The following is a 22,521-nucleotide window of genomic DNA, read 5'->3' on the forward strand; positions in this document are numbered from 1 at the left end:
TCCTCCTCGGTAATGGCATGACTATACGTAGCAATGCAGTTTTATGCAATGACTTCTCCGGCGGAAGGGGAGGCCGGGGCCCTGTCCCCCGGAGGGGGGTCACGAGATATCTTGATGTCGAGCAATGTTGCAGACGTATGTTGCAGACGTGGAGCGGAGCACCGGTGACTGACTCGACCATCATCTATACGCACACCGACGAGGCCCCGGCCCTGGCGACGTATTCGTTCCTGCCGGTGGTCGAGGCGTACGCCTCGACGGCCGGGGTCTCGGTGGAAACCCGCGACATCTCGCTGGCGGGACGGATCATCGCGGGCTTCCCCGAGTGGCTCCAGGACGGCCAGCGGATCGATGACGCGCTCGCCGAGCTGGGCGGGCTGGCCAGGACTCCTGAGGCCAACATCATCAAGCTGCCGAACATCTCGGCGTCCATCCCGCAGCTCAAGGCCGCCGTCGCCGAGCTCCAGGGACAGGGCTACGCGCTCCCGGACTACCCGGACGACCCGAAGTCCGACCAGGAGAAGGACATCCGCGCGCGGTACGACAAGGTGAAGGGCAGCGCCGTCAACCCGGTGCTGCGCGAGGGCAACTCCGACCGCCGCGCCCCCGCCTCCGTGAAGAACTACGCCAAGGCGCACCCGCACCGCATGGGCGCCTGGTCGGCCGAGTCGAAGACGAACGTGGCGACCATGGGCGCCGACGACTTCCGCTCCACCGAGAAGTCCGCGGTCGTCGCCGAGGCCGGTTCGCTCCGGATCGAGCTGGCGGGCGAGGACGGCTCCACCACCGTCCTCCGCGAGTCCGTGCCGGTCCTCGCGGGCGAGGTCGTGGACGCGTCGGTGCTGCGGGTGGCGGCGCTGCGCACGTTCGTCGCGGCGCAGATCGCCCGTGCCAAGGCCGAGGGCGTGCTCTTCTCCGTGCACCTGAAGGCCACGATGATGAAGGTCTCCGACCCGATCATCTTCGGTCATGTCGTACGGGCCTTCTTCCCGAAGACGTTCGCCGCGCACGGCGCGACGCTCGCCGCGGCCGGCCTGACCCCGAACGACGGTCTCGGCGGCATCCTCAAGGGCCTGGAGTCGCTGCCCGGCGGCGCGGAGATCGCGGCGTCCTTCACCGCCGAGCTGGCCGACGGCCCCGCCCTGGCGATGGTCGACTCCGACCGCGGCATCACCAACCTGCACGTGCCGAGCGATGTCATCGTCGACGCCTCCATGCCGGCCATGATCCGCACCTCCGGCCACATGTGGGGCCCGGACGGCGCCGAGGCCGACACGATCGCCGTCCTCCCGGACAGCAGCTACGCCGGGATCTACCAGGTCGTCATCGACGACTGCCGCGCCAACGGCGCCTTCGACCCGTCGACGATGGGCTCGGTGCCCAACGTCGGTCTGATGGCGCAGAAGGCCGAGGAGTACGGCAGCCACGACAAGACCTTCGAGATCGCCGCCGCGGGCACGGTCCGCGTGGTGAACGAGGCCGGCGAGGCCGTGCTGGAGCAGCCGGTGAACGCCGGTGACATCTTCCGCATGTGCCAGACCAAGGACCTGCCGATCCAGGACTGGGTCAAGCTCGCCGTGAGCCGCGCCCGCGCGACCGGCAACCCGGCCGTGTTCTGGCTGGACGAGGGGCGCGCGCACGACGCGAACCTGATCAAGAAGGTCGAGGCGTACCTGCCGGAGCACGACACCGACGGGCTCGACATCAGGGTCATGGCGCCGGTCGAGGCGATCGCGTTCTCGCTGGAGCGCATCCGGCGGGGCGAGGACACGATCTCCGTCACCGGCAACGTGCTGCGTGACTACCTGACCGACCTGTTCCCGATCCTGGAGCTGGGCACGAGCGCGAAGATGCTCTCCGTCGTCCCGCTGATGAACGGTGGCGGCCTCTTCGAGACCGGGGCCGGCGGCTCCGCACCCAAGCACGTGCAGCAGCTGGTCAGGGAGAACTACCTGCGCTGGGACAGCCTGGGCGAGTTCCTCGCGCTGGCGGTCAGCTTCGAGCACCTCGCGCAGACCACGGACAACCCGCGCGCCCAGGTCCTGGCCGACACCCTCGACCGCGCGACCGGCTCCTTCCTCAACGAGGACAAGTCGCCCAGCCGCAAGGTCGGTGGCATCGACAACCGCGGCAGCCACTTCTACCTGGCGCTGTACTGGGCGCAGGAGCTGGCGAAGCAGACGGACGACGCGCAGCTCGCCGAGGCGTTCGGCGCGCTCGCCAAGACGCTGACCGAGCAGGAGGGCACCATCGTCGACGAGCTGATCGCGGTGCAGGGCTCGCCCGCCGAGATCGGCGGCTACTACCGGCCCGACGCGGAGAAGGCGGCGGCGGTCATGCGTCCGTCGAAGACCTTCAACCAGGCGATCGCCACCCTCGGCTGACGCCCCACGGGACGTGTGGCCGCCTTCCCGGCGGACGGCACGTCATCGTCGCGGGGGCGGCACGCTCTCCTCACGGGGACGGCACCTCCCTCTCGCGCACGGCACCGCCCCGGTCCGGCTTCACGCCCGGCCGGGGCGGTTCAGTCCCCCGTCACCTCCAGGGAGAGGTCGTTGTCGAGCGTGTAGTACGGACGGACGGTCGCCCCGCCGAGCGTGGCGGCCGGGTAGACGAAGATCTTCTTGCGGTCCGCCACGTCGTCCAGCAGTCGGCCCATCCGGACCGGGCCCGCGACGGCCCGGTCCGGTGGCGGCTGCACATAGAGGTCCCACACCCCGTGGCCCCCGCCGCCCGCGTCGAGCAGGTCGCGGTAGTCGACGGTGAAGGAGAATTCCGCGCCGTCCGGGCCGCCCTCGGCGCGGGGTTCCGTCCGCAGCTCCGCGCCGTCCCCGCCCCGGCGGCGCAGCAGAACCGCCGTCCCGGCCGCGGGACCGGCGCCGTACAGCCGCGCGCGTACGGTCAGGGTGTGGCCCGCGACGCGGATGCCGGCCGCCTCGGCGTGGCCGGTCCGCAGCCAGGCCCGTACGGCGAGATAGCCGTCGGCCGTGGCGTACGGGACCCGGACGGCCAGCGGCGCGGCCCCGTCGGCCGGGCGGCCGGCGAGCAGCGCGCGCAGGTCCCGCAGCCCCGGGAGCAGCCGCTGCCGTACCGCCTCCCCGATATCTCCGGAGGCGGGCACCAGGTACGTGTCCCAGCGGCCCTCGGCGAGCACCGGCTCCGGTTCCAGGACGGCCCGCAGCAGGTCAGGACCGGCCGGTTCCAGGCTCAGGAGGTGCCGGACCGTCTCCGGCCGCCCCTTCTTCGGGCGCAGCCGCAGCAGCAACCGGGGGCGCGCCCCGGCGGGGACCGTCCGGTGGATGTTCCAGGTGATCCGGCCGGCGCCGTCCACCGTGCAGTCGGCGCGGGGCCGTCCGGCGGGCGGGGCGGGCCTGGCCGGGCCGGCCGGCTCGGCGGGCGGGGCGTGTTCCGTCGTACTCATCGGCCTGCCTTCCGTACGGTCCTGAGGGCCGCGCCGGCCGCGACCCGGGCGGTGTCCCTGGCCGCGTAGCCGCCGCTGATCAGCGCGCTCACCGGGCGCGCCGGCGGGGCCGCCGGTCTGCCCGCGCGGCGGGCCGCGGCGAGGTCGTCGAGGAGCCGCTCGGCCTGCGCGACGACGGGGCCGGGGGCGAAGCGCCGGGAGTTCTCCAGCGCGGCACGGCCCATCCGGCGGCGCCGTTCGTCGTCGCCGACGAGTGCCAGCAGCGCGGCGGCCAGGGCGTCCCGGTCACCGACCGGGACCAGCGTGCCGTCGACGCCGTCCCGGATGATCTCGGCGGGGCCGTAGGGGCAGTCGGTGGCGACGACGGGCAGCCCGCACCGCATCGCCTCGACGATCGTCATGCCGAACGGTTCGAAGTTGGAGGTCACGGCCCCGATGGAGCCCTTGACCCACTCGGCCTCCATAGGGGTGGCCGAGCCCATCAGGAAAACGTTGTCGTGCAGGCCCAGTCCGTCGATGAGCCCGCGCAGCCGGTCCTGTTCCTCACCCCCGCCGTAGATACGCAGCCGCCACTCCGGATGGCGCGCCGCCACCTGTGCGAACGCCTCGACGAGCAGGTCGTACCGCTTCACCGGGACCAGCCGGCCCGCGGCGACCACGACGCGGGCGTTCCCGTCGGCCGGGGGCAGGGCCGGATCGGGGACGCTGTTGGGCAGCGCCTCCACCCGGACGCCCGGCAGCCGCATCTTGCGCCGGTAGGCGGCGGCGTCGGCCTCGGTGACGGTGGTCAGCGCGTCGAGCCGGGTGTAGGCACGGCGCAGGGCCTTCCGCAACTGCGGCGAGTGGTTGTCCAGGGTCAGGTGCTCCTGCCCGATCCGCAGCGCCCGCTCGGGTGCCTGGAGCGCGAGATGGACGTTGAGCCCGGGGCGGGTGCCGATCACGGCGTCGGCGTCCAGCCCTGCCAGGCAGGCGCCTATCCGCTCGTCGGTCAGCTCGCTGTACTGGTCGTAGCGGTACTCCGAGGCCGGGTAGACCTTCGCCGGGCGCAGCTGGGCCGGGTGGTCCCGCTCGGTGCGGAGGTCGACCAAGGGGCGCAGAGTGATCCGCGGATCCGGCGTGAGGTTCGGCGCCTCGCGGTGCCGGAAGACGGAGATGATCTCCACCTCGTGCCGGTCGGCCAGCGAACGGGCCAGGTTGTACGTGGTGGTGATGGTCCCTCCGATTCCGTAGGCGTTGTGAATGAGTAAAGAGATCTTCATGCGCCGGAAGACCGTCCGGACGGTGGCCGGGTTGTCCGTGTTGCCGCTTTGTTGGCCGGCTGTTTGCTTTCCGTGACGCGGTGGGACGGCCCCCGTTCGGCTCCGGAGAACCGGACGGGGGCCGTCCCGGCCGGATTCACCAGCCGGGGCCCGCGATCTGCCGGGTCGTGACATTGATCCGGTTGAAGAGGTTGGTCGTGGCGATCATGAGGACGAGGGCGGCGAGTCCCCGCTCGTCGTAGTGGCGGGCGGCCTCGTCCCAGATCGCGTCCGGTACGGCGTCCGCGCGGTCGCTGAGCCGGGTGACGGCCTCGGCCAGGGCGAGCGCGGCGCGTTCGGCGTCGGTGAAGTACGGCGTGTCCCGCCAGGCCGCCACCGCGAAGAGCCGTTCGTCGGTCTCCCCCGCCTTGCGGGCCTGGCGCACCCCGCCGTCGACGCAGTAGCCGCACCCGTTGATCTGGCTCGCGCGGAGATGGACCAGCTCCATCGTCGCCTCCGGCACACCGCCCTGCCGCGCGGCCTTGGCCACGGCGAGAACGGCGGGCAGCGCGTCGGGGAGGACCAGCGCCGGGTTCTTCATACGTGTCTGCATCATCGGTCTCCTGGTGAAGGGCCGGCCACGGTGGCCGGTCACCGTTCCGACGGGTCGCGCCCCGGGAATGTGACACGGCCCGTGGCCGGGAAGCGCCCACCACGGGGCGGCCGGATACTGGAGGGGAGGAGGTGCGTCATGCGCAAGGTCGCCGACTGCCGGGATTTCCCGAGCGAGACGGAGTGCTCGCTCGCCATCACCGGCGAGGAGGACGAGGTGGTCCGCGCCGCCAGCGAGCACGCCGTCTCCGTGCACGGTCACGAGGACAGCCCCGAGCTGCGGCAGCAGATCCGGTCGGCGCTGAAGGACGAGGTCCCCCAGCACGCCTGAACCGGACCGGCCCGTCATCCCCGTCCTCGACACCACATCCCCGATCCGGGGCCCGCGGTCAGCTCGCCCGAGCGGCCGGGGGCCTCGCGCCCACCTGGAACACGGCGCCGAACGGGTCGGTGATCTCGGCCATCCGTACGTAGAGGGTGTCCTCGGGCTCCCCGGCGGTGCCGCCCGCCGCCACCGCGCGCCGTACCGTCGCGTCCGTGTCCGCCACCTCGAAGAGGGTCCCCCACGCGGCGGCCGGCGCCTCCGGAGCGCCCATGATGCCGCCGATCTCGTGGCCGTCGGGGCGGCGCAGGAAGGTGAAGTCCGTGCCGGGCATGTCCTGGTTGGCGTCCAGGGTGAAGTCGAAGACCTTCGCGTAGAACTCCCGCGCCGGGGCCGGATCCGGCGTGACCAGGTCGTTGCGTACGAGGCTGCCGGGCTCGTTGACGAGTTCGCAGCCGAGCAGGGTGCCGCCCTGCCAGAGGCCGAAGGCGGCGCCGCCCGGGTCGGTCACCAGGGCCGCCCTGCCCTGCTCGCCCTTGTCCAGCGGGCCCGCGGTGACCGTGCCGCCCGCTTCCGTGACGCGGCGGGCGGTGGCGTCGCAGTCGTCGGTGGCGAGGTGGACGTGCCAGCGGGGCGGCTGCGGCGACGCCGGCGCGGGGACCGGGCGCAGCCCCGCGACCCGGCTGCCGCGCAGCAGGGCGAAGGTGTATCCGCCGGCGCCGGGCGCGCTGAACTCCCAGCCGAACACCGCTCCGTAGAACTCCTTGGCCGTCTCGATGTCCGGGACGTCGAGATCGATCCACGTCGGGGTGCCCGCGGGCTGGTTGGCCGTGACCGTGCTCATGATCGGCTCCTTCTGCTGTTCTCTCCTGGCCTGCGTGTTCGACGCTAGATCGCCTCCAGGACAGGTCGTGTCCTACTTCGCGCCGCACGCGTCGGCGGGTCCGGCCCCGGTCCGGCGGATCCGCCGGATCGCACCGGCCGCTGTCACCGGGGCCTCGTAGAATCGCCGGATGAGCGCTCCCGATTCCGCCACCGTTCCCGAGCCGGGCACCGAGCCGCGCACCGAGCCGGGTACCGAGACCGATCCGGGGACGGATCTGTGGGCCGGTCCTGACACCGGTCCCGAACCCGGTCCGGAGTCCGACCCGTGGGCGGATCCGTGGGCCGGTCCCGAACCCGGTCCCGAGTCCGACCCGTGGGCCGGTTCCGCGAGCGGTCCCGAGCCCGATCCGTGGGCCGGTTCCGAGCCGGGTCCGGGGGCCCGTTCCGCGAGCGGTCCGGGGGCAGCGGCGGAGGCGGGCGACCCGCTGGAGGTGCTGCGCCGCGTCTTCGGTTACGACTCGTTCCGCGGGAGCCAGCAGGAGATCATCGAGCATGTGGTGTCCGGCGGCGACGCGCTGGTCCTCATGCCGACCGGCGGCGGCAAGTCCCTCTGCTACCAGATCCCGGCCCTCGTGCGGAAGGGCGTCGGGGTCGTCGTATCCCCGCTGATCGCGCTCATGCAGGACCAGGTCGACGCGTTGCGGGCGCTCGGCGTGCGGGCCGGATTCCTCAACTCCACCCAGGATTTCGAGGAACGGCGCCTGGTGGAGGCCGAGTTCCTCGCCGGTGAGCTGGATCTGCTCTATCTCGCGCCGGAGCGGCTGCGGGTCGAGGCGACCGTACGGCTGCTGGAGCGCGGCACGATCTCGCTCTTCGCCATCGACGAGGCGCACTGCGTCGCCCAGTGGGGCCACGACTTCCGCCCCGACTACCTCGCCCTGTCCTCCCTCCACGAGCGCTGGCCCGACGTGCCCCGGATCGCACTGACCGCGACGGCCACCGAGGCGACGCACGCGGAGATCGCCTCCCGGCTGAAGCTCCAGGACGCCCGCCACTTCGTCGCGAGCTTCGACCGGCCCAACATCCAGTACCGGATCGCGCCGAAGAACGACCCCAAGCGCCAGCTCCTCCAGTTGCTGCGCGCCGAGCACGAGGGCGACGCGGGGATCGTCTACTGCCTCTCGCGGGCGTCGGTGGAGAAGACCGCCGAGTTCCTGGTGAAGAACGGGGTGGCGGCGCTGCCGTACCACGCGGGGCTCGACACCCGTACGCGGGCGGAGAACCAGTCGCGCTTCCTGCGGGAGGAGGGGCTGGTGATGGTCGCGACGATCGCCTTCGGAATGGGCATCGACAAGCCGGACGTGCGCTTCGTCGCCCATCTCGACCTGCCGAAGTCGGTGGAGGGCTACTACCAGGAGACCGGGCGCGCCGGGCGGGACGGGCTGCCGTCCACGGCGTGGCTCGCGTACGGGCTCCAGGACGTGGTCCAGCAGCGGAAGATGATCGACACGTCGGAGGGCGACGAGGCGCACCGGCGGCGTCTCGGCGCGCATGTGGACGCGATGCTGGCGCTGTGCGAGACGGTCGAGTGCCGCCGGGTCCAACTGCTCGCGTACTTCGGGCAGAAGAGCACCGCGTGCGGCAACTGCGACACGTGTCTGACGCCCGCGGAGTCCTGGGACGGCACGGTCCCCGCGCAGAAGCTGCTGTCGACGGTCGTCCGGCTGAAGCGCGAGCGCAACCAGAAGTTCGGCGCCGGGCAGATCACCGACATCCTGCTGGGCAAGAAAACCGCCAAGGTCATCCAGTTCGACCATGACGCGCTGAGCGTCTTCGGGATCGGCGCGGATCTGCGCGAGGCCGAATGGCGCGGTGTGGCACGGCAGTTGCTGGCGCAGGGGCTGATCGCCGTGGAGGGGGACTACGGGACGCTGGTGCTGACGGAGGAGAGCGCCGAGGTGCTGGGCGGCCGGCGGCAGGTGATGCTGCGGCGCGAGCCCGAGAAGGCGGCGCGGCCCGCGCGCGCGGACAAGCCGGCCAGGCAGCGTTCGGCGCCGGTGGACCTGCCGGCCGAGGCCGTACCGGTCTTCGAGACGCTGCGCGCCTGGCGGGCCGCCTCGGCGAAGGAGCAGGGCGTACCCGCGTATGTCATCTTCCACGACGCGACGCTGCGCGAGATCGCGGTCCTGGCGCCGTCGACGCTGGCGGAGCTGTCCACCGTCACCGGAGTCGGCGAGAACAAGCTGGCGAAGTACGGGGAGCAGATCCTGGAGGCGCTGGGTACGGCGTGAGCCGCGGCGGCGCGAGGCCTGCCCCGGCGCGTCCCTGAGCGGGGCGGGTCGGGGCGGGGCAGGTCTGGGCGGGTCGCTCAGGCGCGGGGGTCGAGCCGCAGGTTCCAGCGGCCGGGCGTGCCGGTCAGGGTGACGGTCGACAGCGGCCGTACGTCCACGTACCAGTACGTACGGGGCGGCGCCTGCAACGCGTAGACCAGCGCCGCGCGGACGACGGCCGGTTCGGCGACCGCGACGATCGCCGCGATGTCCTCGGCCGGGCGGGTGTCCAGCCAGCCGCCTATCCGGGAGATGAAGGTGAGCAACGGCTCGCCGCCGTGCGGGGCGCCGCGCGGGTCGGCGAGCCAGGCGTCGACACCGGCCGGTTCACGGGCCATCACCTCGGCGAGGGTGTAGCCGCGCCAGCGCCCCATGTCGCAGTCGCGCAGGGCCGGCTGGACGAGCGGCGCGAAGCCGAGGGCGTCGCCGGTGGCGCGGCTGCGCGGGGTGGGTGAGCAGTAGCGGAGTTCGGCGGCGGCGAGCGGGATGAGGGTGTGGGCGACGCGCTGCATCTCGTGCCAGCCGGTCCGGTCGAGGGGGCGGTCGTCCCCGAAGCGCTCGTCGTACAGGTCCGCGCTGCGCGCCGCGGCGACCAAGGTGACCCGAACACTCATGGCCGTGATCGTGGAGGGGAAAGCGGTACCGGTCAAGGGGTCTCAGGAACGCGGGACGCCCTGTCACACGCCCGTCACGCGCCGGTCACCCGCGGGCGAGTGCGCCCCCTGGGACTCCGACCGGGCTCCCGGCCGGGCTCTCCGAGCGGGGGCGCACCGTCACCTGGGGCCGAGCACTTCGTCGCAGGCGGTACGGAGCCGGCGCACCCCCTCGGTGATCTCGGCGGGGCCGGCCGGCGCCGCGAAGCTCAGCCGCAGGTGCGGGGCGGGCGGCTCGGCGCCGAAGTACGGGCGGCCGGGCGCGACCGCGACACCCGCGCGCAGCGCCGCCGCGACGACGGCCGCCTCGTCGGTGCCGTCGGGCAGCCGGAGCCAGAGGTGGTATCCACCGGCCGGGATGTGCGCGAGGCCCGGCTCGGGCAGCGTGGTGCGCAGCGCGGCGGTCAGCGTGTCCCTGCGGGTCTTCAGCTCGGCGGCCACGGAACGCAGTTGGCGGTGCCAGGCGACGGAGCCCACCAGCTCCAGGGTGGCCTCCTGGAGCGGGCGCGGCACGAAGAAGGTGTCGACGACATGGATGGCGCGCAGCCGTTCCAGTACGGGGCCCCGGGCGGCCAGAGCGCCGACACGCAGGCTCGGCGAGGTCACCTTGGTCAGCGAGCAGACATGGACGACGACGCCGTCGGGGTCGTCGGCGGCGAGCGTGGGCGGCAGCGGGCCCGCGTCCGCGTGGACCATACGGCGCGCGAAGTCGTCCTCGACGACGAAGGCCCCCGCCTCCCGGGCGATCCGCAGCACCTCGGGCCTGCGGTCCGGGGCGAGCACGGCGCCGGTCGGGTTCTGGAAGAGCGGCTGGCAGACGAAGACCTTGGCGCCGCTGGCCCGGAAGGCGGCGGCGAGCAGGTCGGGCCGTACCCCGTCCGGATCGACCGGTACGGGGACGGGGCGCAGCCCGGCGGCGCGGGCGATCGCCAGCATGCCCGGGTAGGTGGGCGACTCGACGAGGACCGGCGCGCCGGGCGGGGCGAGGGCGCGCAGCGCGGTGGTGAGCGCGCTCTGGCCGCCCGCCGTGACCAGGATCTCCGCGGCGGTACTGGTGGGCGCGACGGCGCGGGCGAACCACTCGCGCAGTTCGGGCAGTCCGTCGACGGGCGGCCGGCCCCAGACGCCGGGGCGGCGGCCCGCGCGGGCGAGGGCGGCGGCCATCGCGGCCTCGGGCTGGAGCGTGGGGTGCAGATAGCCGCCGTTCAGCTCGATGACGCCGGGCGGCGGCGCGGCGAGGGTGATCAGGACACCGGAGGCGTCGACGGCGCGCGGCACGCCGTCGGCCGTGGTCTCCGCGCTGAGGGTGACCTCCTGCCAGGAGGTGTCGCCGGCCCTGGCCGGGGCGGGGCGCTCGGGGGCCCGGAAGGCTCCGGCGCCGGGACGCGTGACGACCAGCCCCTCGGCGGTGAGCCGGGCGAGCGCGCGGGAGACGGTCACGGGCGAGACCCGGTAGCGCTCGATCAGCTCTCTGCTGGACGGCAGCTTTCCACCGGGTGAGTAGTGGTTCAACTCACGCTTCAGAGAATCGGCCAGCTCGGCCACGCTGCTACGCTCGTTCATGACAGCAGAGAATAGCGCTACACCTCACACGACGATAGCGGTCGGCGAGGGCGACACCGACCGGGGCGACCGGTACGAAGGGGACGACCAGGACGGCCGGGGCAACCGGGGCACGCTCCTCGCCGCCCTGGGCATCGTCGCCTTCTCCCTCACCTTCCCGTCCACCGTGTGGGGCCTGGAGAGCTTCGGCCCCTGGTCCCTCGTCGCCGTCCGCAGCGTGCTGGCCGCGCTCCTCGCGGGCGGCTGTCTGCTGGCGCTGCGCGTCCCGGTCCCCGAGCGCCGGCACCGGGGCGGGCTGGTGGTCGTGGCCGCCGGGGTCGTGGCGGGGTTCCCGCTGCTCACCACGCTCGCGCTGGAGACCTCCACCACCTCGCACGCGGCCGTGGTGGTCGGGCTGCTGCCGCTGACCACGGCCGCCTTCGCGGCGGTCCGTACGGGCCGTCGGCCGTCCCGTACCTTCTGGGCGGCGGCCGTCGCCGGAGCCGCCGTGGTGATCGCCTTCACGGTGGGGCAGAGCGGCGGGGCGCTGTCCACGGGGGATCTGTATCTCTTCGGCGCGCTGCTGGTGTGCGCGGCGGGGTACACGGAGGGCGGCCGGCTGGCCCGGGAGATGCCGGGCTGGCAGGTGATCGGCTGGGCGCTGGTCGGCGCGCTCCCGCTCTCGCTGGCCGGCGGCGCCGTCGCGCTCTCCTTCGAGCCGGTGCGGCTGACGGCGCACGGGGTGATCGGCGTGGTCTGGGTGGCGCTGGTCTCCACCTTCTTCGGGCTGTACGTCTGGTACCGGGGCATGGCGGCGATCGGGATCGCGCGGGCCAGTCAGCTCCAGCTCGCGCAGCCGGTGCTGACCCTGGTCTGGTCGGTGCTGCTGCTCGGTGAACACCTCACCCCGGCGGCGCCCGTGGCCGCGGTGGCGGTGCTGGTCTGCATCGCGGTGACCCAGCGCGCCGCGACCCGCCGACGGGGCCCCCGCGAAGAGCCGCGACCCGCCGGTGCCCCGGGCTCAGCGCGGCAGCCGTGACCGCTTGCCGTAGTGGTCCGTGACCACGCGCGTCATCGCCCCGATCGGATCGGCGCCGACCTCCTTCGCCGAGAAGTAGCAGTGGCCCCGTACCCCCGCGAAGTCCTTCGCCAGCGTGAGATGGCGGGACAGCTCGGCAGGATCCTGCCAGGCGGCGGGCTGGGCCGGGTCGCCCGCCTTGTACAGGGCCTCGCCGATGTAGAGGTCGACGCCCGTCCCCCGTACGGTCGCGTCCCACCAGCGCACCAGCTTCGCGTAGTCGGCGGCGGCGTAGCCGATGTTCCAGTAGAGCTGAGGTGCGATGTAGTCGATCCAGCCCTTGCGGACCCAGCCGCGGGTGTCCGCGTGGAGGTCGTCGTAGGTCTGCACGCCCGCCCGGGTGTCGGAGCCGAGCGGGTCGGTGGCGGCGTTGCGCCACACCCCGAACGGGCTGATCCCGAAGCGCACGCCCTTCTTGGTCTTCCTGATCCGCTCCGCCGTCCCGCGCACCAGCCGGTCGGTGTTGTCGCGCCGCCAGGCCGCCTTGTCGGGGAAGTCCGCGCCGTACCGCGCGTACGCCGCGTCGTCGTCGAAGACCTCTCCGGCGACCGGGTACGGGTAGAAGTAGTCGTCCCAGTGCACGGCGTCGATGTCGTACCGCTCGACGGCGTCGAGCATGGCGTCCTGGACGAAGGTCCGTACCTCGGGCAGGCCAGGGTTGTAGTAGAGCTTCCCGCCGTACGGCAGGACCCAGCCGGGATGGATCCGGGCCGGGTGGTCCGGGGAGAGCCGGGTGGGGTCGGTGTGGGTGGCGACGCGGTACGGGTTGAACCAGGCGTGCAGTTCGAGGCCGCGCGCGTGGGCCTCCCGTACGGCCGTGCCCAGCGGGTCCCAGCCGGGGTCCCGGCCCTGCGTACCGGTCAGGTACTGCGACCAGGGTTCGTACGGCGACGGCCACAGCGCGTCGGCGGTGGGCCTGACCTGGAAGGCGACGGCGTTGAGCCGGCGGTCCACCGCCGTGTCGAGGTGTTTGATCAGCTCGGCCCGCTGGCGGTCGGCCGGGAGCCCGGGCTTCGAGGGCCAGTCCCGGTTGGCGACGGTCGCCACCCACATCCCGCGCAGCGCGGGGCGCGTCCCGTGGTGGACCGGCACGGGGCGCCCGCCGGGTCCCGGTCCCGGGGCGGCCCCGGCGGCGGCCGTGTCCCCCGCGGTCAGCAGGGTGGCCGCCACCCCGGCCGCCGCGGCGACGAACCCGCGCCGCCCGACGGGCGCCACACCCCGCGGCCACCCCCGCCCCACCGTGCCGTACCCGCTCACGCCCCGCCCCACCGCGCCGTCGCCGCTCGCGCCCTGTCCCGCCGCGCCGTACTCCGTCGCGCCCTGCCCCGACTCGTGCCCCATGCGCCGTCCCTCACCCTGTCGCGTGTCATGTCCCGGCCGTGGACCGCGCCGCCGTGGCTACGGGCGGAGCGGTCCCCCGCCGAGCATGCCTGCCCCGGGCCGTCACGCGCATCCGCAGCCGGAGTAACGTCCTGTTCCCGGGGCAGGCGCCGGAATCGTACGGGGGACCTGCACGGACACGGACCGGAGAAAGGCACGATGTGACCGACACCCTGACCGATATCGCCCGCGTCGGAGTGGTGGGCTGCGGCCAGATGGGCGCAGGCATCGCGGAGGTCGCCGCGCGCAGCGGCCTGGAGGTCATCGTCGCGGAGACCACCGGCGAGGCGCTGGAGATCGGCCGGACCCGGCTGCAGAACTCGCTGGCGAAGGCCGCGGAACGCGGCAAGATCAGCGAGGAGGAGCGCGACACGGCGCTCGGCAGGCTGAGCTTCACCACGGATCTCGGGGAGTTCGCCGACCGCGATCTGGTCATCGAGGCCGTCGTGGAGAACGAGCAGGTCAAGACGGAGATCTTCCAGGTGCTCGACCAGGTGGTGACGCGTCCCGACGCGATCCTGGCCTCCAACACCTCCTCCATCCCGCTGGTGAAACTGGCCGTCGCGACCTCGCGCCCCGACCAGGTGATCGGGATCCACTTCTTCAACCCGGCCCCCGTGCAGCAGCTCGTCGAGCTGATCCCCGCGCTGACGACGTCCGAGGAGACGATTCTCCGCTCGGAGGCCGTCGTCCAGGGCGTGTTCGGCAAGCACGCGATCCGCGCCCAGGACCGCTCGGGCTTCGTGGTGAACGCGCTGCTGATTCCGTATCTGCTCGCCGCGATCCGGATGTTCGAGTCGGGCATCGCGAGCCGCGAGGACATCGACAACGGGATGGAGCTGGGCTGCGCCCACCCGATGGGCCCGCTCAAGCTCGCCGACCTGATCGGTCTGGACACCGTGGCGTCGGTCGCGGACTCGATGTACGCCGAGTACAAGGAGCCGTTGTACGCGGCGTCGCCGCTGCTCCAGCGGATGGTGGACGCGGGCCGGCTGGGCCGTAAGACGGGTGCGGGCTTCTACCCGTACACCTGATTCACACGGTGTGTGCGAAGGGTGCGCGCATATGACATCCGTACACCCTGATGCCCGCCGTTCAGGGGGAGTTGACTCGATTCCGCTTGGCCGCCGAACCCGTCGCGGCCGGGCAGTCGCATCGTGGAACCCTTCTCCCCGAACAGGAGCGGAACATCGTGACCACCGACTCTGACCATTCCGTGGTCGGCCAGGAGCGCGCGGAGTTACGTCGCAGCCTCGACGTCGGTCTTGCCAGGACCGACGGCAGGATGGCGCTACTGGCCCACCGCAACGACCAGACCGACAAGGATGTGGCCGATCTGGCCGCGCGTGTGGCGGCCCTGGAGCACTCCAGGTGGCCGCTGCCCGCCGTGGCGGCGCTCTGCTCACTGGGCGCGCTCGCGGTGGCCGTCTGGCAGAGCCTGGGCCGTTAACGGCCTGTGCCGTTGACGACCTGTGCGGTTCAGGTCACCCGACGGGCTCTCAGCCCAGCCTCAAGTGGTGGAGCATCAGCAGCCCGGCCGTCATGTTGGCGGCCGGGATCTCACCCCTGGCGATCATGTCGGGCACCAGCTTGAGCGGCACCCACTCCCGGCGTGAGGACTCGAAGTCGTCCTGCGGATGACCGATGTACGTCGCGTCCTCCGCCCAGTAGAGATGGTGCCGCGCGTCGCTGAGCCCGTTGGATGGCTCGACCGTGAGGAGGTGCCTGAGGGGTCCCGGGCGCCAGCCGGTCTCCTCCTCCATCTCCCGCGCGGCCGCGGTCTTGATGTCCTCGCCGTCCTCGACGACCCCGGCGGCCAGCTCCCAGCCCCAGCTGTCGGTGATGAAGCGGTGCCGCCAGAGCATCAGCACCTCGTTGGCGGAGTTGACCGCGGTCGCCACGGCGACCGGGCGGAGCCGGATGAGGAAGTGGTCCAGATGCCGGCCGTCGGGGAGTTCGACGTCGGCGAGATTGACGCTGAACCATCGGTTCTCGTACACGGTCTGCTCGCTTAAGTTCGTCCACTGCACGTTTCTGCCACCTTCCGACAAGTTGATGGCAATATCGCAGCAGCGACGCCCACCCCGGCGAAAGCACGGGGGGCTCACCCGGGGGCTCACAGAGGAACGCGCAGCGCCCCCGCGATCAGTTCCGCCGTGTCCTCGGCATCCGAGGATCCGCTGGCCACGAGTTGTTCGCGTACCTCGCGCAAGCGGTCGCGCAGCCGCTGGGACTCCATCCCCCGGGCCCGCTCGGCCATCTCCGCCGCCGTTCTGGCAGCCCGGTCGGCCTCGCCCTGCCGCAACTCGATATGACTGAGCATCGCGAGCCGGTGGACCCGGCCGCGGTCGTGCGCCGGGGTGTCCACGGCCGCCGTCGCGTGCACCCGCGCGGCGGCCAGCTCGCCGAGGCTGAGGAGCGCCTCCGCCACCTGTACGTTGACCAGGCCCGGCTGGACGTAGCCCGTCTCGTCCGGTTCATGGCCCGGGCTGATGCGCTCCGCCTCGGTCTCCGCCCGGCGGATGCAGCCGAGCGCCGCGGCGGCGTCGCCGAGATGCGCGTACGACTTGGCCTGCATCGCGTAGAGATCGGCCGCGAGCGCCGGGGTGATCCGGCCGCCCGCCGTCCGCAGCGCCGCCTCCGCGAAGGCCACGGACTGGCGGTACTCCCCCATGAACAGCGACTGGTTGACGAGCAGCGCGATCACGTACGCGCCGAACCCGCGGTCGCCGCTGGCCTTCGCGAGCCGCAGCGCCTGGTGGAAGTAGCGCTGCGCCAGACCGTGGGCGTCGGAGTCGTACGCGCAGATGCCGGCCACGGCGACCAGGCCGCCGGTGGCGCGGTGGAGCTCGCGCCCCAGGGCGTCGCTGTACCCGCCGCGCAGCAGCGGCGCGGTCTCGGCGTTGAGGAAGCGGACGATCCGGGCGCGGGTCGCGACACCGCCCGCCCGGCGGTACATCAACTCGTAGTGCGCGCGCGCCGATCTCAGCAGGTTGATGTCGGAGGGGCCCACCTTCGTGCCGCCCGCGCGGGACACGTCGGAGTCCTCCGGCGGGTTCTCCCACTCCCAGACGGGCATCACGGCGGGCGTGCCGGTGACGGCGGGGGCGCCCACTATGTGCGGGCGCTGCTGCTCGTCACTGCGCCACAGCGCGGCGGCGCGCTCCACGAAGCCGGAGAGCGGGGTGGAGTGGGGCAGCGGCGTCTCCCCCGCCAGCCCGAACCCGATGTCGTCCAGGGTGAAGGGTCTGCGCAGGCGGTCGCTGAGCACCGCGCAGATCAGGTCGGGCACCTGCCCGCGCGGCCGCTGGCCCTTCAGCCAGCGGGACACGGCGGTGTGTTCGTACCGCAGCGCGAGGCCCCTGGCGCGGCCCGCCTGGTTGACTCGGGCGGCGAGACCGGCATGGGAGATGCCCGCCTCGTCGAGCAGGGAATCGAGCAGAGTGTTGGGCTGCATGTGCCCCTCCGGTGACTCGGCCGAATCCAGCCTAGCCGAGGAAGTCCGAACTCCCGCCCGCCGCAAGGGGACGGACGGTGTCACTTCGGACGTGCTCGTCGGGTGGAACGGGAAACGCACGGGGTGTGAACGGAGTGCCCGGACTCGCGCCGTGTGCGCACTGCCGCCGGGCGGGCGGGGCCTGTTGACTGGTTCTCCTCATCAAGGAGGCGGCCGGGTCGCCGGCTCCCCCTCGTAAGTGCGGCGGCCCGCAGCTGTGTCGTCCGTCCCGCACCTGCCCGACACTCCGCGGCGGGGCGGACGACGCGGCCACCGCGCCGATGGTTCCCTCAGGCCTCGGACGTGGTGCTCCTGGGTGGGAGACGAGTCCGGTGACGGACGACAGCGGTCACAGCGCCGGAAGCTAGGGACGGGAAGGAGCGGGACGGGTACGGCGCAGCGCCGGTTCGCCGGACTGCGCCGGCACCCGTGTGCGCTCGTCCCGTACGGGACGACAGCCCGGCGGCGCCTGGCCGTTGGCCGGTGGCGGCTCCGGCGGCCGAGGCGTCTCGTCCGGGCCGAGAAGCCGGTCCGGATCGGCGAGGCCGCCCGGATCCGCGAGACCGCCCCCGGACCGGCCGGCCGGTGGGTCGTCGGCCGGCCCCGACCGCCCTCCGGCCGCCGCGCACGCGGTGCCGTCCACCCGGTCGTTGCGCAGCACCAGCAGCGCCATGTCGTCGGTGATCCGTCCGCCGGTGTGCCGCAGCAGCGCCGTGTGCACCTGCCGTACCACCGCGGCGGGCGACAGCACGGGGGCCGAAGCCACCTCCGCCAGCGCCTCCTTGAGACCGAAGAAGCGCCCCCGCGCGTCCCGCGCGTCCTCCGCGCCGTCGGTGTGCAGGAACAGCGCCTCGCCCGGCAGCAGGCGTCCGCAGCGGTACGGGATGAGCTCCGCCGGCAGCGGGAAGGCGCCCAGCGGCGGCAGCGGCTCCCCGCAGGCGAGCGGTTCCGCGCCGGTCCCGAGCCGGTAGGGCCGGGGATGGCCGCAGTTGAGAGCGCGTACCTCCGCGTCGGGCCCGATCTCCAGCAGCAGGACGGTGACGAACTCCTCCGCGACGTCGGCCGCGTCCGCCTCCGCCATCCGCTGGGCGGCCCGGCACGCCTCGGCGACCTCGGCCGCGTCCGCGGCGTCCGCCGCCCCGTTCCGCGCGGCCGCGTCGGCGAGCACGGCGACCCGGAGCGCCGCGGCGCGGTCGGGTTCTCGAAGGGCCCGCTCCCGCTCCCGCAGATGCCGCTGGTGCGCCCGGTCGAGTCGGCGCAGGACGCCGTCGAGCCCGCTCTCGTCGTGGGCGGCCTCGCGGAAGCTGCCGAGCACCGCCGCCACCGTGCCGATGGCGGGCAGTCCGTGGCCGCGTACGTCCCCGATGACCACACGCACCCCGTGGGTGGTCGCCATCACCTCGTACAGATCGCCGCCCACGTCCGCGCCGCGCGACGCGGAGAGCTGGCGGGCGTGGAGCGCCAGTCCGTCGAGCCGGGACGGCAGCGGCCGCAGCAGGACCTCCTGCGCGGCGCGCGCCACGGCGCGTACCTGGAGGATCTCGCGCGCCGCGCGGCGCCGTACCCGCATGACGAGATACGCCATCAGCAGTGTGAAGGCCACACACGTCACGATGCGCGGCAGGAGCGTGTCGCGCTCCGAGGGCGGGCGCGTCAGCTCCCAGGTGATCACCAGCGCGAGCACGCCACCGGGAATCGCGCACTCCACGAATCCCCAGGAGGCTGTCTCCTCGGGTGTCTGCTCTTCTGCACTGGTCCGATTCATACGTCGGCCCCCCTCGGCCGTCCGGCCACTCAGCCGTTGGGCGTACGTCGACCGTCGCGGCCGGATCGATTGTGTCGATCACTCGCCGCCGATGGCGCGACCCGCCGAGGGTTCTCACTCAAATGAGTGAGGGGCGCGTCCGGGGCCCCGGACGCGCCCCTCAGGGCGTGGTCAGACGGTCACGCGCCGCGCAGGACCGCCCCGGTCCGCTCGGCGGCGAGCGCGACGGCCGCGTCACGGGCCGCCGTGGCCTCCTCGACCGTCAGCGTGCGGTCGGTGGCGCGGAAGCGCAGGGCGTACGCGAGGGACTTGTTCCCCGCGCCGACCTGTTCGCCGGAGAAGACGTCGAACAGCCGCAGGGACTCCAGGAGTTCGCCCGCGCCCTCGTGCAGCGCGCGCTCCACGTCCCCGGCCGGCACGTCGTCCGCGACGACGAGCGCCACGTCCTGGGTGGCCACCGGGTAGGTGGAGATGCGCGGCGCCTGGAGCGCGCCGGTGCCGGCCCGCTCCAGCAGGTCCAGGTCGATCTCCATGGCGCTGGTGCGCTCCGGCAGCCCGAGCGCCTTGACGACGCGCGGGTGCAGCTCACCGGCGTGCCCGACGAGCGTCTCCGTGCCGTCCACCGTCGCGAGGAGCGCGGCGCAGCGGCCGGGGTGCCACGGCTCGTGGCGGTCGGCCCGTACGGACAGTTCGACGCCGGCCTCGCGGGCGACGGTGCGGGCCGCCTCGACGGCGTCCGCCCAGTTCGCCCGGGTGCCCTTGCCCCACCAGCCGGCCTGCTCGCGCGCGCCGGACAGGACGACGGCGGCGTGGCGCGGCTGGCGCGGCAGCGTGGCGTCGAGGGCGGCGATCTCCTCGTCGGTGGGCCGCCGGTCGACGGGCAGCCGGACCGGTACGGTCTCCTCGCCGGTCGGCCGGAAGACCAGCCCGGTCTCGAAGAGCGCGAGGTCGTGCGAGCCCCGGCCGTCGTTGCGGCGCAGCGCGGTGAGGAGGCCGGGCAGCAGCGTGGTGCGCAGCGCGGGCTCCTCGTCGGAGAGGGGGTTGACGAGGGTGACCGTACGGCGCCGGTCGTCGTCGGCGGGGAGGCCGAACGCGTCGAGGACCGCCGGGCCGGTGAACGGGTAGTTCAGCGCCTCGACATAGCCCGCCCCGGCCAGGGCGCGGCCGACGCGGCGGTGCAGCCGCTGCCGGTCGGTGAGCCCGCGGCCGGACGGCGGGGTCGGCAGCGTGGAGGGCAGGTTCTCGTACCCCTCCAGCCGGATGACCTCCTCGGCGAGGTCGTTGGGCGCGCCGAGGTCGGGGCGCCAGGACGGGACGGTGACGATCAGCTCGTCCTGCCCGTACACGTCGCAGCCGATCTGCTGGAGGCGCCGTACGACGGTCTCCCGGCCGTAGCCGACGCCCGCGACGCGGTCGGGGTGGTCGGCGGGCATGGTGATGGTGTGCGGCGCGGAGGGCGCGACGACCTCGGTGACCCCGGCCTCGGCGGAACCGCCGGCGAGGAGCACCAGCAGGTCGACGGTGCGCTGGGCCGCGGCGGCGGTGGCCGCCGGGTCGACGCCGCGCTCGAAGCGCTTGGACGCCTCGGAGGGAAGCTTGTGGCGGCGCGCGGTACGGGCGATGGTGATCGCGTCGAAGTGCGCCGCCTCGATGACGACCTCGGTGGTGCCGTGCACGGCGCCGGTCTCGGCGTCGGTGACGACATCGGCGATCTCGGTGTGGGCGCCGCCCATCACGCCCGCGAGGCCGATCGGCCCGCGGTCGTCGGTGATGACCAGGTCCTGGGCGTCGAGGACGCGCTGGACGCCGTCGAGTGTGGTGATCTTCTCGCCGGCCTCGGCGCGGCGGACGCCGATCGCGCCGTCGAGCCGGGTCCGGTCGTAGGCGTGCAGTGGCTGGCCCAGCTCCAGCATCACGTAGTTGGTGATGTCGACGGCGAGCGAAATGGGGCGCATCCCGGCCTTCTGGAGGCGGCGGCGCAGCCAGATCGGCGAGCGGGCCTCGGGGTCGAGCCCGGTGACCGTACGCGCGGTGAAGCGGTCGCAGCCCATCGGGTCGGCGATCTTCACGGGGTGGCCGTACGCGTTCGGCGCGGGGACGTCGAGGAGCGCCGGGTCGCGCAGCGGCAGGCCGTACGCGATGGCGGTCTCGCGGGCGACGCCGCGCAGCGAGAGGCAGTAGCCGCGGTCGGGGGTGACGGCGATGTCCAGGACCTCGTCCACCAGCTCCAGGAGCGCGATGGCGTCGGTGCCGGGCTCGTACTCGGGCGGCAGCACGATGATGCCGCCGGAGCCGTCATCGCCCATGCCCAGCTCGTCGCCGGAGCAGATCATGCCGTGCGAGGTCTTGCCGTACGTCTTGCGCGCGGCGATGGCGAAGTCGCCCGGGAGGACGGCGCCGGGCAGCACGACGACGACCTTGTCGCCGACGGCGAAGTTGCGGGCGCCGCAGACGATCTCCTGCGGCTCCCCGGTGCCGTTGGCGGTGCCGACGTCGACGGTGCAGAAGCGGATGGGCTTCTTGAAGCCCTCCAGCTCCTCGATGGTGAGGACCTTGCCGACGACGAGGGGGCCCTTGAGGCCGGTGCCGAGCTGCTCGACGGTCTCGACCTCCAGACCGGCGGCGACGAGCCGGGCCTGTACGTCACGGCCGGTCTCCGTCGCCGGCAGGTCGACGTACTCCCGCAGCCAGGAAAGCGGGACGCGCATCAGATCTCCATCCCGAACGGCCGGGTGAACCGGACGTCACCCTCGACCATGTCTCGCATGTCTTCGACGTTGTGGCGGAACATCAGCATCCGTTCGATGCCGAACCCGAAGGCGAATCCGCTGTACTTCCCGGGGTCGACGCCGCAGGCGGTGAGCACCTTCGGGTTGACCATGCCGCAGCCGCCCAGCTCGATCCAGCCCTCGCTGCCGCAGGTGCGGCAGGGCCGGTCGGGGTTGCCGACGGAGGCGCCGCGGCAGACGTAGCAGACCATGTCCATCTCGGCGGACGGCTCGGTGAACGGGAAGAAGTTCGGGCGGAGCCGGGTCTTCATGTCCGGGCCGAAGAGCGCCTGGACCATGTGGTCCAGGGTGCCCTTGAGGTCGGCCATGGTCAGGCCCTCGTCGACGGCGAGCAGCTCGATCTGGTGGAAGACCGGGGTGTGCGTGGCGTCCAGCTCGTCGGTGCGGTAGACCCGCCCGGGGCAGACGACGTAGACGGGCGGCTCGCGGTCGATCAGGGTGCGGGCCTGGACCGGCGAGGTGTGGGTACGGAGCACCACACCGGACTCGTCGCCCGTGGTGCCCTCGGGTCCCTGCACGAAGAAGGTGTCCTGCATCTGGCGCGCCGGGTGGTCCGGCACGAAGTTGAGGGCGTCGAAGTTGAACCACTCGGCCTCGGCCTCGGGCCCCTCGGCGACCTCGTACCCCATGGCCACGAAGACGTCGGCGACCCGCTCCATGAAGGTGGTGAGCGGGTGGCGGGCGCCGGCCGGGGTGCGGTCGTACGGCAGTGTGACGTCCACCGCCTCCTCGACCAGCACCCGGGCGTCGCGCTCGGCCTCCAGCTCCGTCTGCCGGGCGGCGAGGGCCCGGCCGACGGCGGCGCGGGCCTGGCCCACGCGCTTGCCCGCCTCGGCCTTGGCCTGCGGGGGCAGCGCGCCGATCTCCCGGTTGGCGAGGGAGAGCGGCGAGGTGGACCCGGTGTGCGCGGTCTTCGCGTGGGCGAGCGCGTCGAGGTCACCGGCGGCGGCGAAGGCGGCGAGCGCCTCGTCCTTGATCCGCTCGATGCGCTTCGGTTTCAGTGCCTCGACCTCGACCGGGTCGTACGACTTGTTGGGTGCGGACATCTCTTCCCGTACTTCCGATTGGCT

General features: G+C 73.1%; 18 protein-coding genes. 6 read left to right on the forward strand and 12 right to left on the reverse strand.

Going from position 1 to position 22,521, the window contains the following annotated elements; genetic code table 11:
• The first annotated feature begins 164 nt into the window (after positions 1–164).
• Positions 165–2,384 carry an NADP-dependent isocitrate dehydrogenase gene (locus ACFTZC_RS04805; RefSeq protein ID WP_382886865.1) on the forward strand — a complete coding sequence of 740 codons (2,220 nt, stop codon included), beginning with the start codon at positions 165–167 and terminating at the stop codon, positions 2,382–2,384.
• 140 nt (positions 2,385–2,524) lie between these two features.
• Here the strand turns inward: ACFTZC_RS04805 and ACFTZC_RS04810 are convergent, their stop codons facing one another.
• The 3 genes from ACFTZC_RS04810 to ACFTZC_RS04820 all read right to left on the reverse strand — a co-directional run bounded on the left by ACFTZC_RS04810 (position 2,525) and on the right by ACFTZC_RS04820 (position 5,272).
• Positions 2,525–3,421 carry a transferase gene (locus tag ACFTZC_RS04810; RefSeq protein ID WP_382886867.1) on the reverse strand — a complete coding sequence of 299 codons (897 nt, stop codon included), beginning with the start codon at positions 3,419–3,421 and terminating at the stop codon, positions 2,525–2,527.
• Complete coding sequence (locus ACFTZC_RS04815; protein WP_382886869.1) at positions 3,418–4,680, reverse strand: glycosyltransferase family 4 protein; 1,263 nt, start codon at positions 4,678–4,680, stop codon at positions 3,418–3,420. Before ACFTZC_RS04815 ends, ACFTZC_RS04810 begins: the two co-directional genes overlap by 4 nt.
• Before the next feature lie 136 nt (positions 4,681–4,816).
• Positions 4,817–5,272 (reverse strand): carboxymuconolactone decarboxylase family protein, encoded by a 456-nt coding sequence (locus ACFTZC_RS04820; RefSeq protein WP_382887243.1) that lies wholly within the window; start codon positions 5,270–5,272, stop codon positions 4,817–4,819.
• 138 nt (positions 5,273–5,410) lie between these two features.
• Here ACFTZC_RS04820 and ACFTZC_RS04825 point away from each other — a divergent pair, with 138 nt between their 5' ends.
• Complete coding sequence (locus ACFTZC_RS04825; RefSeq protein ID WP_382886871.1) at positions 5,411–5,602, forward strand: DUF1059 domain-containing protein; 192 nt, start codon at positions 5,411–5,413, stop codon at positions 5,600–5,602.
• Positions 5,603–5,660: 58 nt separating this feature from the next.
• Here ACFTZC_RS04825 and ACFTZC_RS04830 read toward each other — a convergent pair whose 3' ends face one another.
• On the reverse strand, positions 5,661–6,437 hold the full coding sequence (locus ACFTZC_RS04830; protein ID WP_382886872.1) for a VOC family protein: 777 nt from the start codon (positions 6,435–6,437) through the stop codon (positions 5,661–5,663).
• Positions 6,438–6,606: 169 nt separating this feature from the next.
• On the opposite strand from ACFTZC_RS04830, the gene recQ reads away from it, so the two are divergent.
• Positions 6,607–8,709 (forward strand): DNA helicase RecQ, encoded by a 2,103-nt coding sequence (gene recQ, locus ACFTZC_RS04835; RefSeq protein WP_382886874.1) that lies wholly within the window; start codon positions 6,607–6,609, stop codon positions 8,707–8,709.
• A gap of 77 nt (positions 8,710–8,786) precedes the next feature.
• Here recQ and ACFTZC_RS04840 read toward each other — a convergent pair whose 3' ends face one another.
• Positions 8,787–9,362 (reverse strand): histidine phosphatase family protein, encoded by a 576-nt coding sequence (locus ACFTZC_RS04840; RefSeq protein WP_382886875.1) that lies wholly within the window; start codon positions 9,360–9,362, stop codon positions 8,787–8,789.
• Between the two features lie 159 nt (positions 9,363–9,521).
• Positions 9,522–10,964: a PLP-dependent aminotransferase family protein gene (locus ACFTZC_RS04845; protein ID WP_382886877.1), complete on the reverse strand. Its 1,443-nt coding sequence runs from the start codon at positions 10,962–10,964 to the stop codon at positions 9,522–9,524.
• Here ACFTZC_RS04845 and ACFTZC_RS04850 point away from each other — a divergent pair.
• Complete coding sequence (locus ACFTZC_RS04850) at positions 10,963–11,982, forward strand: DMT family transporter (protein ID WP_382886879.1); 1,020 nt, start codon at positions 10,963–10,965, stop codon at positions 11,980–11,982. The genes ACFTZC_RS04845 and ACFTZC_RS04850 overlap by 2 nt on opposite strands.
• On the opposite strand, the gene ACFTZC_RS04855 is transcribed toward ACFTZC_RS04850, so the two are convergent.
• A complete protein-coding gene (locus tag ACFTZC_RS04855) occupies positions 11,965–13,236 on the reverse strand; it encodes a glycoside hydrolase family 10 protein (RefSeq protein ID WP_382887245.1) in 1,272 nt (423 codons plus the stop codon). The two genes, ACFTZC_RS04850 and ACFTZC_RS04855, sit on opposite strands and share 18 nt — an antisense overlap.
• Before the next feature lie 338 nt (positions 13,237–13,574).
• Between ACFTZC_RS04855 and ACFTZC_RS04860 the strand changes: the two genes are divergently transcribed.
• A complete protein-coding gene (locus ACFTZC_RS04860) occupies positions 13,575–14,435 on the forward strand; it encodes a 3-hydroxybutyryl-CoA dehydrogenase (RefSeq protein ID WP_382887246.1) in 861 nt (286 codons plus the stop codon).
• 158 nt (positions 14,436–14,593) lie between these two features.
• The gene (locus tag ACFTZC_RS04865; RefSeq protein ID WP_365813361.1) at positions 14,594–14,851 is read left to right on the forward strand and encodes a hypothetical protein; all 258 of its coding nucleotides are present in this window, start codon (positions 14,594–14,596) and stop codon (positions 14,849–14,851) included.
• A gap of 49 nt (positions 14,852–14,900) precedes the next feature.
• On the opposite strand, the gene ACFTZC_RS04870 is transcribed toward ACFTZC_RS04865, so the two are convergent.
• From ACFTZC_RS04870 to pheS, 5 genes are all read right to left on the reverse strand, one after another.
• The gene (locus ACFTZC_RS04870) at positions 14,901–15,431 is read right to left on the reverse strand and encodes an NUDIX hydrolase (protein ID WP_382886881.1); all 531 of its coding nucleotides are present in this window, start codon (positions 15,429–15,431) and stop codon (positions 14,901–14,903) included.
• 86 nt (positions 15,432–15,517) lie between these two features.
• Complete coding sequence (locus ACFTZC_RS04875) at positions 15,518–16,858, reverse strand: transcriptional regulator (RefSeq protein WP_382886882.1); 1,341 nt, start codon at positions 16,856–16,858, stop codon at positions 15,518–15,520.
• Positions 16,859–17,261: 403 nt separating this feature from the next.
• The gene (locus tag ACFTZC_RS04880; RefSeq protein ID WP_382886884.1) at positions 17,262–18,662 is read right to left on the reverse strand and encodes a PP2C family protein-serine/threonine phosphatase; all 1,401 of its coding nucleotides are present in this window, start codon (positions 18,660–18,662) and stop codon (positions 17,262–17,264) included.
• A 179-nt stretch (positions 18,663–18,841) separates the two neighbouring features.
• Entirely contained in the window at positions 18,842–21,370 is a 2,529-nt protein-coding gene (gene pheT / locus ACFTZC_RS04885) for a phenylalanine--tRNA ligase subunit beta (RefSeq protein ID WP_382886885.1), read from the reverse strand.
• Positions 21,370–22,497 carry a phenylalanine--tRNA ligase subunit alpha gene (gene pheS / locus ACFTZC_RS04890; RefSeq protein ID WP_382886887.1) on the reverse strand — a complete coding sequence of 376 codons (1,128 nt, stop codon included), beginning with the start codon at positions 22,495–22,497 and terminating at the stop codon, positions 21,370–21,372. Before pheS ends, pheT begins: the two co-directional genes overlap by 1 nt.
• Between the last annotated feature and the right edge of the window lie 24 nt (positions 22,498–22,521).

The sequence above is a fragment of the Streptomyces sp. NPDC056987 genome (genome assembly GCF_042673865.1).
Classification (GTDB): domain Bacteria; phylum Actinomycetota; class Actinomycetes; order Streptomycetales; family Streptomycetaceae; genus Streptomyces.

What these genes read in the sequence shown, in the direction of transcription:
- ACFTZC_RS04810 (WP_382886867.1), bottom strand. Translation starts at nt 3,421, where the DNA reads ATGAGTACGACGGAACACGCCCCGCCCGCCGAGCCGGCCGGCCCGGCC.
- ACFTZC_RS04815 (WP_382886869.1), bottom strand. Translation starts at nt 4,680, where the DNA reads ATGAAGATCTCTTTACTCATTCACAACGCCTACGGAATCGGAGGGACC.
- ACFTZC_RS04820 (WP_382887243.1), bottom strand. Translation starts at nt 5,272, where the DNA reads ATGCAGACACGTATGAAGAACCCGGCGCTGGTCCTCCCCGACGCGCTG.
- ACFTZC_RS04825 (WP_382886871.1), top strand. Translation starts at nt 5,411, where the DNA reads ATGCGCAAGGTCGCCGACTGCCGGGATTTCCCGAGCGAGACGGAGTGC.
- ACFTZC_RS04830 (WP_382886872.1), bottom strand. Translation starts at nt 6,437, where the DNA reads ATGAGCACGGTCACGGCCAACCAGCCCGCGGGCACCCCGACGTGGATC.
- recQ (WP_382886874.1), top strand. Translation starts at nt 6,607, where the DNA reads ATGAGCGCTCCCGATTCCGCCACCGTTCCCGAGCCGGGCACCGAGCCG.
- ACFTZC_RS04840 (WP_382886875.1), bottom strand. Translation starts at nt 9,362, where the DNA reads ATGAGTGTTCGGGTCACCTTGGTCGCCGCGGCGCGCAGCGCGGACCTG.
- ACFTZC_RS04850 (WP_382886879.1), top strand. Translation starts at nt 10,963, where the DNA reads ATGACAGCAGAGAATAGCGCTACACCTCACACGACGATAGCGGTCGGC.
- ACFTZC_RS04845 (WP_382886877.1), bottom strand. Translation starts at nt 10,964, where the DNA reads ATGAACGAGCGTAGCAGCGTGGCCGAGCTGGCCGATTCTCTGAAGCGT.
- ACFTZC_RS04875 (WP_382886882.1), bottom strand. Translation starts at nt 16,858, where the DNA reads ATGCAGCCCAACACTCTGCTCGATTCCCTGCTCGACGAGGCGGGCATC.
- ACFTZC_RS04880 (WP_382886884.1), bottom strand. Translation starts at nt 18,662, where the DNA reads ATGAATCGGACCAGTGCAGAAGAGCAGACACCCGAGGAGACAGCCTCC.
- pheT (WP_382886885.1), bottom strand. Translation starts at nt 21,370, where the DNA reads ATGCGCGTCCCGCTTTCCTGGCTGCGGGAGTACGTCGACCTGCCGGCG.
- pheS (WP_382886887.1), bottom strand. Translation starts at nt 22,497, where the DNA reads ATGTCCGCACCCAACAAGTCGTACGACCCGGTCGAGGTCGAGGCACTG.